This window comes from Geobacter sp. PheSNFMC (genome assembly GCF_059620965.1).
The window spans coordinates 1-15408 of record NZ_JCAMRN010000083.1 but is presented as its reverse complement, the minus strand read 5'-3'; the positions used below and the strand labels follow the sequence as shown (position 1 = coordinate 15408).

The 15408-nt window shown below is 58.6% G+C and carries 14 protein-coding genes and 1 tRNA gene; all 15 read right to left on the bottom strand.

The features are described 5' to 3' along the window. A partial coding sequence (locus AC6CDK_RS15810) for a GTP-binding protein (RefSeq protein WP_264158267.1) occupies positions 1–136 on the bottom strand: 136 nt, incomplete at its 3' end. 27 nt (positions 137–163) lie between these two features. Then, a complete protein-coding gene (gene fusA / locus AC6CDK_RS15805; RefSeq protein ID WP_192905994.1) occupies positions 164–2242 on the bottom strand; it encodes an elongation factor G in 2079 nt (692 codons plus the stop codon). 42 nt (positions 2243–2284) lie between these two features. Next, positions 2285–2755, bottom strand: a complete 471-nt coding sequence (gene rpsG / locus AC6CDK_RS15800; protein WP_039646506.1) for a 30S ribosomal protein S7 — start codon at positions 2753–2755, stop codon at positions 2285–2287. 22 nt (positions 2756–2777) lie between these two features. Then, the gene (gene rpsL / locus AC6CDK_RS15795; RefSeq protein ID WP_039648361.1) at positions 2778–3149 is read right to left on the bottom strand and encodes a 30S ribosomal protein S12; all 372 of its coding nucleotides are present in this window, start codon (positions 3147–3149) and stop codon (positions 2778–2780) included. Positions 3150–3279: 130 nt separating this feature from the next. Then, the gene (gene rpoC, locus AC6CDK_RS15790) at positions 3280–7467 is read right to left on the bottom strand and encodes a DNA-directed RNA polymerase subunit beta' (protein WP_039646508.1); all 4188 of its coding nucleotides are present in this window, start codon (positions 7465–7467) and stop codon (positions 3280–3282) included. Between the two features lie 89 nt (positions 7468–7556). Next, complete coding sequence (rpoB, locus tag AC6CDK_RS15785) at positions 7557–11669, bottom strand: DNA-directed RNA polymerase subunit beta (protein WP_192905995.1); 4113 nt, start codon at positions 11667–11669, stop codon at positions 7557–7559. 163 nt (positions 11670–11832) lie between these two features. After that, positions 11833–12216: a 50S ribosomal protein L7/L12 gene (gene rplL / locus AC6CDK_RS15780; protein ID WP_039646511.1), complete on the bottom strand. Its 384-nt coding sequence runs from the start codon at positions 12214–12216 to the stop codon at positions 11833–11835. A 47-nt stretch (positions 12217–12263) separates the two neighbouring features. Further along, positions 12264–12788: a 50S ribosomal protein L10 gene (gene rplJ, locus AC6CDK_RS15775; RefSeq protein WP_066357930.1), complete on the bottom strand. Its 525-nt coding sequence runs from the start codon at positions 12786–12788 to the stop codon at positions 12264–12266. 178 nt (positions 12789–12966) lie between these two features. Next, positions 12967–13671, bottom strand: coding sequence for a 50S ribosomal protein L1 (gene rplA, locus AC6CDK_RS15770; protein ID WP_039646515.1), 705 nt, complete (start codon positions 13669–13671; stop codon positions 12967–12969). A 17-nt stretch (positions 13672–13688) separates the two neighbouring features. Continuing rightward, positions 13689–14114 (bottom strand): 50S ribosomal protein L11, encoded by a 426-nt coding sequence (gene rplK / locus AC6CDK_RS15765; protein WP_039646517.1) that lies wholly within the window; start codon positions 14112–14114, stop codon positions 13689–13691. A 61-nt stretch (positions 14115–14175) separates the two neighbouring features. Further along, positions 14176–14703 (bottom strand): transcription termination/antitermination protein NusG, encoded by a 528-nt coding sequence (gene nusG, locus AC6CDK_RS15760; RefSeq protein ID WP_039646519.1) that lies wholly within the window; start codon positions 14701–14703, stop codon positions 14176–14178. Positions 14704–14718: 15 nt separating this feature from the next. Continuing rightward, positions 14719–14904, bottom strand: coding sequence for a preprotein translocase subunit SecE (gene secE, locus AC6CDK_RS15755; RefSeq protein WP_039646521.1), 186 nt, complete (start codon positions 14902–14904; stop codon positions 14719–14721). A gap of 26 nt (positions 14905–14930) precedes the next feature. After that, a tRNA-Trp gene (locus tag AC6CDK_RS15750) sits at positions 14931–15007 on the bottom strand. Between the two features lie 47 nt (positions 15008–15054). Next, positions 15055–15204 carry a 50S ribosomal protein L33 gene (gene rpmG / locus AC6CDK_RS15745; RefSeq protein WP_010943500.1) on the bottom strand — a complete coding sequence of 50 codons (150 nt, stop codon included), beginning with the start codon at positions 15202–15204 and terminating at the stop codon, positions 15055–15057. A gap of 54 nt (positions 15205–15258) precedes the next feature. Continuing rightward, positions 15259–15408 (bottom strand): EF-Tu C-terminal domain-related protein (locus AC6CDK_RS15740; protein ID WP_496639908.1); only part of this gene is annotated, 150 nt, incomplete at its 5' end.

The following is a 15408-nucleotide window of genomic DNA, read 5'->3' as shown; positions in this document are numbered from 1 at the left end:
CACGGAACTCTGCTTGGCCGCGCTCCGCCAATACCTTGGTTATGGCCGCAGTCAGCGTGGTCTTGCCATGGTCTACGTGGCCGATCGTTCCTATGTTGACGTGCGGTTTCGTCCTCTCGAATTTTGCCTTTGCCATGCAGGATTCCTCCCTCGCTGAATTTGACTAGCCTTTAACCTTTGCGATGATTTCTTCGGATACCGACTTGGGCACCTGCTCGTAATGATCGAATGTCATTGTGTAGGTAGCCCGTCCCTGGGTAGCGGAACGAAGGTCCGTGGCATAACCGAACATCTGAGCCAGCGGAACCATCGCGCCAACGACCTGGGCGCCGGCCCGTCCCTCCATTCCCATGATTCGACCACGACGGGCGTTCAGGTCACCGATAACATCGCCCATATATTCTTCCGGAACAACGACCTCCACGGACATGATCGGCTCAAGCAGGACAGGGCCGGCTTTTGCCGCAGCTTCCTTGAAGGCCATGGAGCCGGCGATCTTGAATGCCATCTCGGAGGAGTCCACTTCATGGTACGAACCGTCAATAAGGGCAACCTTGAAGTCAACGGTCGGGTAACCGGCGAGAACCCCAGTTTCCATCGCCTCCTGAATCCCCTTATCAACGGCGGGAATGTACTCTCTGGGGACGACGCCACCCTTGATGGCATCAACGAATTCGTACCCCTTGCCGGCCTCCTGGGGCTCCAGCTCGATCCATACGTGACCGTACTGACCGCGACCGCCGGACTGCCGGACGAACTTGCCCTCGACCTTGACCTTCTTGGTAACGGTCTCACGGTAGGCAACCTGCGGCTTGCCGACATTGGCCTCCACCTTGAACTCGCGCATGAGACGGTCAACAATAATTTCAAGGTGCAACTCACCCATCCCCGAAATGATGGTCTGACCCGTCTCCTCATCGGTCCTGACACGGAACGAAGGATCTTCGCTTGCGAGTTTCTGGAGACTGATGCCGAGCCGCTCCTGATCTGCCTTCGTCTTGGGCTCGATGGCAATGGCGATAACAGGCTCGGGGAACTCGATGGACTCGAGCACTACCGGGGAGTCTTCCGGGCAGAGCGTATCACCGGTTGTCGTGTACTTGAGGCCGACTGCCGCCGCGATGTCGCCGGCATAGACCTCTTTGATCTCTTCACGCTTATTGGCGTGCATTTTCAGCAGACGACCAATACGCTCTTTCTTTTCTTTCGTGGAGTTATATACGTAGGATCCGGAGTTGAGCACGCCGGAATAAACACGGAAGAAGCAGAGCTGACCCACAAAGGGGTCGGTCATGATTTTAAAGGCAAGAGCCGAGAACGGCTCGTCATCGGACGCTTTGCGGGCTATTTCCTCACCGGTCTTGGCATCGATACCGGTAATGGCGGGAATATCCAGCGGCGAAGGGAGATACGCGACAACCGAATTGAGAAGGTTCTGAACGCCTTTATTTTTGAACGACGAGCCACAGATGACCGGACAGATCTGGATATCGATCGTTGCCTTGCGGATGGCGCCTCTGATTTCGTCAGTGGTGAGTTCTTCGCCACCGAGATACTTCTCCATCAGCACATCGTCAAATGTAGCAATTTCCTCGATGAGCTTCTCGCGATACTCTTGCGCCATCTCCACCAGGTCGGCAGGGACTTCAGCCTCGCGATACTTGGCACCGAGAGAATCCTCATCCCAAATGATCGCCTTCATTTCTACCAGATCAACAACCCCGCAAAAGGCATCTTCGGCACCGATCGGCAACTGGATCGGCACGGGGTTGGCCTTGAGACGGTCACGAATCATGCCGACACCGCGGAAAAAGTCCGCGCCGATCCGGTCCATTTTATTGATAAAGGCAATCCGGGGAACACGATACTTGTCGGCCTGACGCCACACGGTTTCCGACTGCGGCTCAACGCCACCAACGGAACAGAACACGGCAACAGCCCCATCAAGCACGCGCAGGGAACGCTCAACCTCGATAGTAAAGTCCACGTGACCGGGAGTATCAATGATATTGATCCGGTTGTCGCCCCAGAAACAGGTCGTAGCCGCCGAGGTTATCGTAATACCCCGCTCCTGCTCCTGCTCCATCCAGTCCATGGTGGCGGCCCCCTCGTGAACCTCACCAATTCTATGCGTCACACCGGTATAGTAGAGTATGCGCTCAGTTGTCGTCGTCTTGCCGGCGTCGATATGAGCCATAATCCCGATGTTACGGGTTTTTTCAAGCGAAACCTGACGTGCCACGAATCCCTCCAGTTAGCGTTTCAAAGACCAGCTACTTACCAACTACCAGCGATAGTGCGCAAAGGCCCTGTTAGCCTCGGCCATACGATGGGTATCCTCGCGCTTCTTCACCGCAGCACCACGGTTGTTATAGGCATCGAGAATCTCGCCGGCAAGCTTGTCGGTAATAGTCTTCTCGGAGCGCTCATTGGCATAACGAACAAGCCAGCGCATGGCAAGCGAGACCCGGCGGTCGACGCGAACCTCGACCGGCACCTGGTAGGTGGAACCACCAACGCGCCGCGACTTCACCTCAAGCATGGGCTTGATATTGTCAAGACACTTCTTGAGCACCTTGACAGGCTCTTCGCCAGCCTTTTGCGACACAATATCAAGCGCTCCATAAAGCGCACGCTCAGCCGTACTCTTCTTGCCATCAAGCATTATGACACTCACAAGCTTGGCAACAACCCGATCATTGAACTTGGGGTCGGGAAGAATAACCCTTTTCGCCACTTCTCTTCTTCTCGGCATATTACCCTCTCACCAAAGTCGTTTACTTGGGCCGCTTGGCGCCATACTTGGAGCGACCCTGCTTCCGGTCCTTGACACCCACAGAGTCGAGAGTTCCGCGAACAATATGATAACGGACACCAGGAAGGTCCTTAACCCTTCCACCCCGAATAAGAACGACGGAGTGCTCCTGCAGGTTATGCCCGACACCCGGAATATACGAGCTCACTTCGATCCCGTTCGTCAAACGTACCCGGGCAACCTTACGGAGCGCGGAGTTCGGCTTCTTCGGGGTCGTAGTATACACCCTGGTGCACACCCCCCGCTTTTGCGGACAACACTTGAGAGCAGGCGAATCCGACTTCACTTTCTTGCTCTGCCTGCCACTGCGAATCAACTGGTTAATCGTAGGCATAGATCCCTTCTCCCAATACCCGCCCAAAGGGGCATTCTCCCTGCGGAAGCGACAAAAATATCAGTCTGACAGGACACTGTCAAGTCTTTTTTCATTGTTTCGAGGAGGGGTTGCCCCCTCCTCGTGTTTTTTACTCGTCAAAGGAGTCGACATCATCCTCCACGTCGACATCGTATTCATCCTGAGGCCGCATCGACTCGACCGCCTCAAACTCTTCAATGGCGGCCTGCTCGGCGACAAGCTTGAGGTTGCGGTACCGGGAAAGACCCGTCCCCGCAGGGATGAGCCGCCCCATGATAACATTCTCCTTAAGACCACGAAGGCTGTCGACTTTACCTTCAATGGCAGCCTGTGTCAACACTTTTGTCGTCTCTTGGAAGGAAGCCGCCGAGATAAACGATTCCGTCGAGAGCGACGCCTTGGTGATGCCGAGCAACAGCGGCTCGGCAATGGCCGGGCGCCCTCCCTTGGTAAGGACACGATCGTTTTCTTCCTCGAACACGGACCGCTCAAGCTGATCATCAATGAGGAAGCCGGTGTCACCCACGTCTTTGATGCGAACCCGGCGCAGCATCTGACGGACAATGACCTCGATGTGCTTGTCGTTGATCTTGACCCCCTGAAGCCGGTAGACTTCCTGGACTTCGTCGACGAGGTACCGCGCGAGCTCCTTGAGGCCGAGCACCCGCAGAATGTCATGGGGGTTCGATGACCCGTCCATGAGGGCTTCGCCGGCCCGCACATAGTCATTCTCATGAACACTGATGTGCTTGCCTTTGGGGATGAGGTATTCCTTGGGCTCACCCATCTCGGGCGTCACGATGACCTTCCGCTTGCCCTTGGCATCCTTGCCGAAAGTGACAAGACCGTCGATTTCCGAGATGACGGCGAAGTCCTTCGGCTTGCGGGCTTCGAAGAGCTCGGCAACGCGCGGCAGACCGCCCGTAATATCCTTGGTCTTGGTGGTTTCCCGCGGAATCTTGGCAATAACGTCACCAGCGTTGACGAAAGAGTCTTCCTGTACCGAAATGTTGGCTCCCACCGGGAGGAAGTAGCGCCCCATGGCGATTTCGCTGAGCTTGACGGTCTTGCCGGCCTCGTCCTTGAGAGTAATCCGCGGCCGCTTGTCAGGATCGCGGGACTCGATGATCACCTTGCGGGAAAGCCCTGTGACTTCGTCGAGCTGCTCTTCCATGGTGACCCCTTCGACGATGTCGCCGAATTTGATCCGGCCCGCAACCTCAGTGAGGATGGGGATGGTGTAGGGGTCCCACTCGGCAAGGGTCTCGCCCGGCTTGACCACTTGGTCGGGACCAGCCTTGATCTTGGCGCCATAGACAATGGCATACTTCTCGCGTTCGCGACCGGTTTCGTCTACGACAGCCAGTTCGCCGTTACGGTTCATGACGATGTGGTGCCCTTCAGAGTTGACGACGCTGTTAATGTTGATGAATCGCACGCGTCCCTCGGTCCGGGCCTCCAGCGAGGTCTGCTCGGCGTGCCGTGATGCGGTACCGCCGATGTGGAAGGTACGCATGGTGAGCTGCGTACCCGGCTCGCCGATCGACTGGGCGGCAATGACACCGACCGCCTCGCCGAGATTGACCAGGTGGCCGCGTGCCAGATCGCGGCCATAGCACTTGGCGCAGATGCCGCGCCGGCTCTGGCAGGTGAGCACCGACCGGATCTTGACCCGCTCGAGGCCTGAGTCCTCGACCTTTTTCACCAGACTCTCATCGATCTCCTGGCTTGCTGGCACGAGGACCTCGCCGGTGACCGGATCAAGGATATCGTCGAGAGCAACCCGGCCGAGGATACGATCGCCGATGTGCTCGATGATCTCGCCTCCCTCGGTGAGGGCGGAGACACTAAGTCCGTCAAGGGTTCCACAATCATTCTCGGTGATAATGGCATCCTGGGCCACGTCCACGAGCCGCCGGGTGAGGTATCCGGAGTTTGCGGTCTTGAGGGCCGTGTCCGCGAGACCCTTCCGGGCGCCGTGGGTGGAAATGAAGTACTGAAGGACGTTCAGGCCTTCGCGGAAGTTGGCGGTAATAGGTGTCTCGATGATCTCGCCCGACGGCTTGGCCATGAGGCCCCGCATCCCGGCAAGCTGGCGTATCTGCTGGGCAGAACCCCGGGCACCCGAATCGGCCATCATGTGGATGGAGTTGAAGGACGGAACCTTGACCTCCTGTCCATCAGGAGAAACAACCGTGTCCTTGGAGAGGTTGTCGAGCATCTCCTTGGCGATCTCCTCCGTGGCCTTGGCCCAGATGTCGATAACCTTGTTGTACCGCTCGCCATCGGTGATGAGACCCTCGGTGTACTGGTTCTGTATCTCCTGGACCTCTTCGGTTGCCTTTTCGATGATCACCTGCTTCCCTTCGGGAATCTCCATATCGTTCATACAGATGGAGATGCCTGCCAGGGTCGAATAGCGGAAACCGGTTTCCTTGAGCCGGTCGGCCAGGATAACGGTTTCCTTGTTGCCTGCCAACCGGTAGCAGACGTCGATCAGGTTGGTAAGTTCCTTCTTGCTCATCACCTTGTTGATGGCGGAGTAAGGAATCACCTCGGGCAAAATCTCCCGCAGGATGATCCGGCCGACGGTGGTGTCGATGATTTCAGGCTGTTCCTGCTCTTCGGCCTGGATATTCTTCATCCGGACCTTGATGCGGGCCTGGATGTCGACCTCGCCCGCATCGAAGGCGATGCGAACCTCTTCGGGCGACGAGAATATCTTGCCCTCTCCCTTGGCGAAATGCCGCTCGCGCGTCATGTAGTAGATCCCGAGAACCATGTCCTGGGACGGCACGATGATCGGCTTGCCGTGGGCAGGCGAGAGGATGTTGTTGGTACTCATCATGAGCACGCGGGCTTCCACCTGGCTCTCGATGGAAAGCGGCAGGTGAACGGCCATCTGGTCACCGTCGAAGTCGGCGTTGAAGGCGGTGCAAACGAGCGGATGGAGCTGGATCGCCTTGCCTTCGATGAGCACCGGCTCAAAGGCCTGGATGCCGAGGCGGTGCAGGGTCGGTGCCCGGTTGAGCATGACCGGGTGCTCCTTGATGACCTCTTCGAGCACGTCCCACACCTCGGGGCGCTCCTTCTCCACCATCTTTTTGGCGCTCTTGATGGTGGTGACGAAGCCCCTCTCCTCCAGCTTGTTATAGATGAACGGCTTGAAGAGCTCCAGGGCCATCTTCTTGGGAAGGCCGCACTGGTGCAAGCGCAGTTCCGGACCGACGACGATGACGGAACGGCCCGAGTAGTCGACCCGCTTACCGAGCAGGTTCTGCCGGAAGCGGCCCGATTTCCCTTTCAGCATGTCCGAAAGGGACTTGAGGGGTCGCTTGTTGGGGCCGGCAATGGCACGGCCGCGACGGCCGTTGTCGAACAGGGCATCGACCGCTTCCTGAAGCATCCGCTTCTCGTTGCGGATGATGACCTCCGGCGCCTGCAGCTCCATGAGACGCTTGAGACGGTTGTTGCGGTTGATGACGCGCCGGTAGAGGTCGTTCAGGTCCGAGGTGGCGAAGCGGCCGCCGTCAAGGGGCACCAGGGGGCGGAGTTCCGGCGGCAGGACCGGAATGCACTCGAGGATCATCCACTCGGGGCGATTGCCCGACTCCTTGAACGCCTCGACAACCTTGAGGCGCTTGGCGGTCTTCTTCCGTTTGGCCTCACTGGTTGCCTCCATCATCTCCACCCGGAGCTGCTCGGCAAGCTGGTCCAGGTCGAGGGCCTTCAGGCAGTCGCGGATCGCCGCGGCTCCCATGCCGGCCTCGAAGCGGTCGCCATGCTCCTCGCGGGCCTTGAGATACCGGTCTTCCGTCAGGACCTCAGCCATGGTAAGGCCCGTTTCGCCGGGACTGGTCACGGCATAGGCCTCGAAATAGAGCACCTTCTCAAGATCTTTGAGAGAGATGTCGAGCAGGTTGCCGATCCGCGAGGGGAGCGACTTGAGGAACCAGATATGGGCAACGGGCGTGGCAAGGTCGATGTGACCGAGACGCTCGCGGCGCACTTTCGAGGGGATGACCTCGACGCCGCACTTCTCGCAGACGATGCCGCGGTGCTTCATCCGCTTGTACTTGCCGCAGTTGCACTCATAGTCCTTGGTGGGACCGAATATCTTGGCGCAGAAGAGACCGTCGCGCTCAGGCTTGAACGTCCGGTAGTTTATGGTCTCCGGCTTCTTGACTTCCCCGAACGAGCGCTCGCGGATCTTGTCCGGAGACGAAATGGAGATGCGAATGGCCGAGAAGTGAAGCGGGTCCTTCGGTTTATCGAAAAAGCTGAAAAAATCTTCCAATGTCTGATCCTCCTCAGCGTAGGAGTGAGTGCCTTCCGTGTACGTTTCAACGGGCCGGCCGGGCAATGCCCGCCGGCCCGGACAAGGTGCTAATCTTCATCCCCTTCGAGCAGTTCCACATCGAGGCAGAGGGACTGGAGCTCCTTGATGAGAACGTTGAAGGATTCGGGAAGCCCCGGCTCAAGGGTGTGCTTACCCTTGACGATGGCCTCGTACATCCGCGTCCGGCCCGCCACGTCATCGGACTTGACGGTCAGGAACTCCTGGAGCGCATAGGCGGCGCCATAGGCTTCCATGGCCCAGACCTCCATCTCCCCGAGGCGTTGGCCGCCGAACTGGGCCTTGCCGCCGAGCGGCTGCTGGGTCACAAGGCTGTAGGGCCCGATGGAGCGGGCATGGATCTTGTCGTCGACCAAGTGATGGAGCTTGAGGACATACATGACCCCGACGGTGACCTTGTGCTTGAAGGGCTCGCCGCTCTTGCCGTCATAAAGGCTGACCTGGGCGGTCTCCTCAAAGCCAGCCTTGTTGAGCATGCTGCGAATCTGGTCCTCGGACGCCCCCTCGAAAACGGGGGATGCCATAGCGACGCCCCGCTGGAGCCGCTTTGCAACGTTCATGAGCTCGTCCTTGTCGAGCGAGTCCAGGAACCCGTCCATGTCCGTGGTGCCGTACACATCCTTGAGATATCCCTTGATGTGGTCGGCCGGCGAGTAGTTTTCGAGCATTTCCTCGATTTTCCAGCCGATGCCCTTGGCAGCCCAGCCCAGGTGGGTTTCGAGAATCTGGCCCACGTTCATACGGGACGGAACGCCGAGGGGGTTCAGAACGATCTCGACCGGACGGCCGTCCTCCATGTACGGCATATCCTCCTCGGGGAGGATGCGGGAGACGACACCCTTGTTGCCGTGACGTCCGGCCATCTTGTCGCCCACTTGGAGCTTTCTCTTGATGGCGATGTAGACCTTCACCATCTTGATGACGCCCGGCGGCAGGTCATCGCCGCGCTTCAGCTTCTGGACCTTGTCGTCGAACACGTAACGGATGATGTCGATCTGCTGCTGAAGCGTCTGGAGAATTGCCGACACCTTCTCGTCGACTCCCTCTTCGCCGGAAACGGAAATCTCGTCCCAGCGATCGAGCGGGATCGCGTCAAGAGCCTCTTCGGCAATAGCGGCACCCTTGGCGATGACGACCCGGCCGCTCTTGTCCTCCACCTTGACGGCGGCGGACTTGCCGACGAGGAGCTTCTTGAGCTTGCCCACGGCGGAATTGCGGATGATGCGGATCTCGTCCTGCTCGTCCTTACGCAGCTTGTCTTCTTCCATCCGCTCGATCATCTCGGTGCGGGAGTCCTTGTCGGACCCCTTGCGCGAGAAGATCTTGGCGCCGATAACGGTTCCCTCGACCCCCGGCGGGACGCGCAGGGAGGTGTCGCGAACATCCCCCGCCTTCTCGCCGAAAATGGCCCGGAGGAGCTTTTCCTCCGGCGAAAGCTGGGTTTCGCCCTTGGGAGTGATCTTGCCCACCAGGATGTCTCCCGGCTTCACCTCGGCACCGATCCTGATGATCCCCGACTCGTCCAGGTCCTTCAGAGCCTCTTCGCCGAGGTTCGGAATATCGGAGGTGATTTCCTCCTTGCCGAGCTTGGTATCGCGGGCGACGCACTCGAACTCCTCGATGTGGATCGAGGTGTAGCGGTCGTCTTTCACGAGCTTTTCTGACACGAGGATGGAGTCCTCGAAGTTGTAGCCGCCCCACGGCATGAAGGCAACCACCACGTTCTGGCCAAGGGCGAGTTCGCCCATGTCGGTGGAGGGTCCGTCGGCAATGACGTCGCCCCGCTTGACATGGTCGCCCACCTTGACCACCGGCCGCTGATTGATGCAGGTGTTCTGGTTGGAGCGGGCGAACTTGATCAGGTTGTAGATGTCGACGCCGGTGCCGGTTTCATCGAACTCGTCCTCATCGATCTTGACAACGATGCGGGAGGCGTCGACCGACTCGACGACACCGGTGTGGCGTGCCACCACCGACACCCCCGAATCCTTGGCAACGACGCGCTCCATGCCAGTGCCCACGAGGGGCGAATCGGCCTTGAGGAGCGGCACGGCCTGACGCTGCATGTTCGAACCCATGAGCGCGCGGTTGGCGTCGTCGTTCTCCAGGAACGGAATGAGCGAGGCGGCCACGGAGACGAGCTGCATGGGAGCAACGTCCATGAGTTCGAGCTCGTCCCGGTGGACCAGCAGGAATTCGCCCGACTTGCGGGCCGACACGTATTCGTTCACGAAGCGGCCGTCCTCGTCCATCTCGGCGTTGGCCTGGGCGATGGCGTGTCCCTCTTCCTCCAGGGCCGAGAAGAACTTGACCTCGCTCGTCACCTTGCCATCCTGGACGATGCGGTAGGGGGTTTCCACAAAGCCGTGCTCGTTGATGCGGGCATAGGTTGAGAGAGACGCGATGAGGCCGATGTTCGGACCTTCCGGGGTCTCGATGGGGCAGACCCGGCCGTAGTGGGTCGGGTGTACGTCGCGGACCTCGAAACCGGCACGCTCGCGGGTCAGACCGCCCGGGCCGAGGGCCGAGAGCCGGCGCTTGTGGGTAACCTCGGAGAGCGGGTTCGTCTGGTCCATGAACTGCGAGAGCTGGGACGAGCCGAAGAACTCCTTGACGACCGCCGAGACGGGCTTGGAGTTGATCAGGTCGTGCGGCATGAGGTTCTCGACTTCCTGGAGGCTCATCCGCTCCTTGATGGCCCGCTCCATGCGGACGAGGCCGATCCGGTACTGGTTCTCCAGCAGCTCGCCCACGGCGCGCACCCGGCGGTTGCCCAGGTGGTCGATGTCGTCGATGGTGCCCTTGCCGTTCTTGAGGTCGATCAGGTAGCGCACCACCTCAAGCACGTCGTCCTTGGTCAGTGTCTGGCAGTCAAGGGGAATGTTGAGCCCCAGCTTGAAGTTGAGCTTGAGACGCCCGACAGCCGACAGATCATACCGCTCGGCATTGAAGAACAGGTTCTCGAAGAGAGCCTGGGCGCTCTTGAGGGTCGGCGGGTCGCCGGGCCGCAGGCGGCGGTAGATCTCGATGAGGGCCTCTTCGGTAGCCGCAATCTTGTCAGCAATGAGCGTGTCGCGCAGCGATGAGGTCACATGGAGGTTGTCGATGAAGAGCACCTTGAACTCGGCGATCCCCTTTTCCTTGATGTCGTCGAGGCGCGCCTGGGTGATCTCGTCGTTGCACTCCACGATGACTTCACCGGTGGTCGGATCCACGATGTCGTTGGAGGCGTACTTGCCGAGCACTTCCTCCATGGTGATCGGAATCTGCGTGATGCCGTGCTCGGTCATCTTGCGGATGGCCGCCTTGGTGAACTTGCGGTTGGCCTTGAGCAGCACTTCACCCGTCTTCGGCGCAACGATGTCCACGGAAGCCTTCTGGCTCGAGAGCAACTCCGGGTCGGCTTTTTTCCACATGCCCTCGGCGCTGACGAGGATCTCCTCGCTCCTGTAGAAGTAGTTCAGCAGGGCCTCGGCGGAATAGCCAAGCGCCTTGAGCAGCACGGTGGCCGGCATCTTGCGGCGGCGGTCGATCCGCACGAAGAGGATATCCTTGTGATCGAACTCGAAATCCAGCCAGGAGCCCCGGTACGGAATGACCCGCGCCGAGTAAAGGACCTTGCCGCTGGAGTGGGTCTTGCCTTTGTCGTGGTCGTAGAAAACGCCCGGAGAGCGGTGGAGCTGGCTGACGATGACCCTCTCCGTACCGTTTATGATGAACGTACCGTTCTCGGTCATGAGCGGGATCTCGCCGAAGTAGACCTCCTGCTCCTTGATGTCGCGGATGGAACGGACGCCGGTGTCCTTGTTCACGTCCCAGACCACGAGCCGAACCTTCACCTTCATGGGAGCGGCGAAGGTCATCCCGCGCTGGTGGCACTCTTCCACATCGTACTTGGGAGCGCCGAGAGTATAGGTAACGTACTCAAGCGAGGCCGTATCGCTGAAGTCCTTTATGGGAAAGACGCTTTTGAATACCGCCTCAAGGCCACTGTTCCTGCGGGCCTCGGGGGGAGTGTCGATCTGGAGGAATCGTTTGTAGGAATTTTTCTGGATGTCAATCAGATTGGGGATGTCGATGATCTTCTTGATCTTGGCGAAATTCTTGCGCAGAAGCTGGTTATTCGCAATTGAATAAGCCATATATTCTCCTTTGGCGAAGCCATCTAAGGCATTCAACCCACTGGAATTATTAGTACCCAGGCACCCACTTCCGTCACTGCGGACTCTGCTCCAGAACTAAAATAGAAGAGCCAAGGCCGCGCGTGGCGACCTTGGCTGCATGCTGGAGCAGTGAACTGATGCCTTACTTGATCTCGACTTCAGCGCCGGACTCGACAAGCTGCTTCTTGGCCTCTTCGGCCTCTTCCTTGGACACGCCGTTCTTGACCGGCTTCGGAGCGCCGTCAACGAGGTCCTTGGCTTCCTTGAGGCCAAGGCCGGTAAGGGCGCGAACGACCTTGATGACGCCGATTTTGTTGGCGCCGGCGCTCTTGAGAATTACGTCGAACTCGGTCTTCTCTTCGGCGGCCTCGGCAGCGGCAGCCGGAGCAGCAGCAGCGGCAACGGCCACCGGAGCGGCGGCGGAGACGCCGAACTTGTCCTCGAGCTCCTTCACGAGCTCGGAAAGTTCGAGAACAGTCATATTTTCAATGAAGCTGATGACATCGGCCTTGGTGATTTCTGCCATTTTCCTATTCCTCCGTTATGTGTTCTTACCGTTTGATGGTTGAAAAATCAGTTGCCTTCCTTCTGGACCTTGATCGCGTTGAGCGCGCGGACGAAACTGCCCGGCACGGCAGCCAGAACGCCCACGAAGTTCGCCACCGGAGCGTTGATCGTCCCGAGCAGTTTGGCAATGAGCACTTCGCGGCTCGGAAGATCTGCCAGTGCCTGGATATCGGCAACAGAGATGGCCTTGCCGGTCAGTACGCCGGCCTTGAGCTTGAAGGTATTCGACTGGGTCTTGGCAAACTTCGACAGCACCTTGGCGGCAGAGACCGGATCGTCATAGCTCAGGGCGATGGCGGTCGGACCGGTGAAGTGCTGGGAGAGCGACTCTTTGTCCGTCTCGCGGGAAGCAAGCTCCAGCAGCGTGTTCTTGACAACCTTGTACTCAACCGCAGCCGAGCGGAGCTCATTTCTCAGGGTCGTGGCCTGCTCAACGTTCATGCCGCGGAAATCGGCGAGAAACACCGCCTTGGCACGCTGGAGCTTGTCGTGCAGTTCTGCCACTTGTTGTTGCTTGGTTTCCTTGTTCAAGCGCCTTCCTCCTTTCTGTCTGGTATGAGGGCCTGGGCCCCAGCCAAAGTCAGAAAGTGCGGGAATGATGATTCCTACGACTAACCACAAGTCTCGGCAGGCCCCGTTCGTGCTTAGGCCCGGACACGAGCGTCCGGACACCTGCTGTCTTTGACTTTGGCTTTATATGGATTGACGTCTAGACAAGCTTTGCCTGGACATCAGAAATGTCGAGGTTGAGGCCCGGGCCCATGGTCGAAGAGATACTGATCTTCTTGACATAGGTTCCCTTTGCCGCAGAGGGCTTCGCCTTTACGAGAGCCTCCACAAGAGCAAGCAGGTTTTCCCTGAGCTTATCGGCGTCAAAGGAGACTTTACCGACAGGTGCGTGAACGATACCGGCCTTTTCGACCCGGAACTCGACCTTACCGGCCTTCGACTCCTTCACGGCGCGTCCCACATCGAAGGTGACCGTGCCGACCTTGGGGTTGGGCATGAGACCGCGGGGACCGAGCAGCTTACCGATCTTGCCGACAACGCCCATCATATCGGGAGTGGCGATGGCGGTATCAAACTCGAACCAGCCCTCCTGGATCTTGGTGACAAGATCCTCGGCGCCCACGTAATCGGCACCGGCCTCGCGGGCTTCCTTCTCCTTCTCGCCCTTGGCGAAAACGAGGACGCGAACATCCTTGCCGAGACCGTTGGGCAGGACAACGGCGCCACGGACCATCTGGTCGGCGTGACGGGGATCGACACCCAGCCGCACGGCAACCTCGACGGTCTCGTCGAACTTGGCATAGGCTGCGGACTTAACGCTCTCTATACCTTCCACGAGGGGATACGTCCGGCTCCGGTCAATCTTGGCCAGGGCCTCCCTGTGCTTTTTCGCAGTATTCGGCATCGCTTTCCACCCTTTCTCTAGTTGACTATTTCAACGCCCATGCTGCGGGCGGTACCTTCGACCGTCCTCATGGCCGCCTCAAGAGAGGCCGCATTCATGTCGGGCAGCTTTTTAGTGGCGATTTCCCTGACCTGCTCGCGGGTAAGCTTGCCCACCTTGTTCTTGTTGGGAACACTGGACCCGCTCTCTACGCCGACAGCCTTCCTGATGAGCACCGACATGGGCGGAACCTTCGTGATGAAGGTAAACGAGCGGTCGGCGTATACCGTTATGACGACAGGAATGACGGTTCCTTCGTCAGCCTGGGTCTTGGCATTGAATGCCTTGCAGAACTCCATGATATTGACGCCGTGCTGACCCAGCGCAGGACCGATCGGGGGGGACGGGTTCGCCTTGGCTGCCGGGATCTGCAGCTTGATGTAACCGGTAATCTTCTTGGCCATTGCTTACTCCTTGTTTCTCGTACGAGACGTTTTCCGTATCTGGTCAGCAGGAGTCGGCGTCCTACTGCTTTTCTACCTGCATGAATTCGAGCTCCACGGGGGTTGCGCGCCCAAAGATGCTCACCATGACCCGCAGCTTCCCCTTGTCGGGCTTGACATCCTCCACAACGCCGGCAAAGTTGAGGAACGGACCGTCCACGACCCTGACGGTTTCGCCCACCTCGAACTCCACCTTCGGCCGGGGTTTTTCAGCCCCTTCCTCCATGCGCCGCGTAATCTTCGCAACCTCTTCGTCGGGAATCGCGAAGGGATTGTTCCCCCCCACGAAGCCGGTAACCTTGGAGGTCTCCTTGACCACGTGCCAGGTTTCGTCGTTCAACTCCATATTCACGAGGATGTAGCCCGGGAAAAACTTGCGCGACGACGTCTTTTTCTCGCCCTTCTTCAGCTCGACCACGGTTTCGGAAGGAATGAGTATTTCACCGAAATGCTCTTCGAGCCCCAGGTTCTTGACCCGCTCCTGAAGAGACAGGCGCACTTTATTTTCGAATCCGGAGTAGGTGTGTACCCCGTACCACTTCTTCGACATAGTTGATTGAGTCCTTTACCCCAGGATGATGCGCATCAGCTTGGCGAGCACAACATCGCAGACGCCGAGATAGATGGATATGAGCACAACAATCGCGACAACGACCCAGGTGGTTGAGACGGTTTCTTTGCGGGTAGGCCAAGTTACCTTGCCAAGCTCGGCTCTGACTTCCGTGAGAAATTCTTTTGTTTTGGCGATCACGCGTGGACCCCACAATGCTTGTAAAATGGCAGGCCAGGAGGGATTCGAACCCCCAACATCCGGTTTTGGAGACCGGCGCTCTAGCCGTTAGAGCTACTGGCCTGCGTTCAGGGGGGGCAGCAACCCTCACTGCCCCGAACCGACAGGCTGTTACTTGGTTTCCTTGTGCACGGTATGGGTACGGCAGAAGCGGCAGTACTTCTTGAACTCAAGTTTCTGGGGCGTGTTCTTCTTGTTCTTGGTGGTTGTGTAGTTCCTCTGCTTGCACTCGGTGCAGCCGAGGGTGATGATATCTCTCATTGCTTATCCCTTCACGCATAAACCGGGGCGGACAGTATCCGCCCCGGCCCGAAGCTATTCGATAATGGAGCTGACGACGCCGGCGCCCACGGTACGGCCGCCTTCGCGTATCGCGAACCGAAGGCCTTCGTCCATCGCGATCGGCGTGATCAGGTTGATCGTCACCGCCACGTTGTCTCCAGGCATTACCATCTCGGTACCGGC

Bases quoted from the DNA above. Each gene is read 5' to 3' on its own strand.
- rpsG (WP_039646506.1), bottom strand. From the start codon at position 2,755: ATGCCGAGAAGAAGAGAAGTGGCGAAAAGGGTTATTCTTCCCGACCCC.
- rpsL (WP_039648361.1), bottom strand. From the start codon at position 3,149: ATGCCTACGATTAACCAGTTGATTCGCAGTGGCAGGCAGAGCAAGAAA.
- rpoB (WP_192905995.1), bottom strand. From the start codon at position 11,669: ATGGCTTATTCAATTGCGAATAACCAGCTTCTGCGCAAGAATTTCGCC.
- rplL (WP_039646511.1), bottom strand. From the start codon at position 12,216: ATGGCAGAAATCACCAAGGCCGATGTCATCAGCTTCATTGAAAATATG.
- rplA (WP_039646515.1), bottom strand. From the start codon at position 13,671: ATGCCGAATACTGCGAAAAAGCACAGGGAGGCCCTGGCCAAGATTGAC.
- rplK (WP_039646517.1), bottom strand. From the start codon at position 14,114: ATGGCCAAGAAGATTACCGGTTACATCAAGCTGCAGATCCCGGCAGCC.
- nusG (WP_039646519.1), bottom strand. From the start codon at position 14,703: ATGTCGAAGAAGTGGTACGGGGTACACACCTACTCCGGATTCGAAAAT.
- rpmG (WP_010943500.1), bottom strand. From the start codon at position 15,204: ATGAGAGATATCATCACCCTCGGCTGCACCGAGTGCAAGCAGAGGAAC.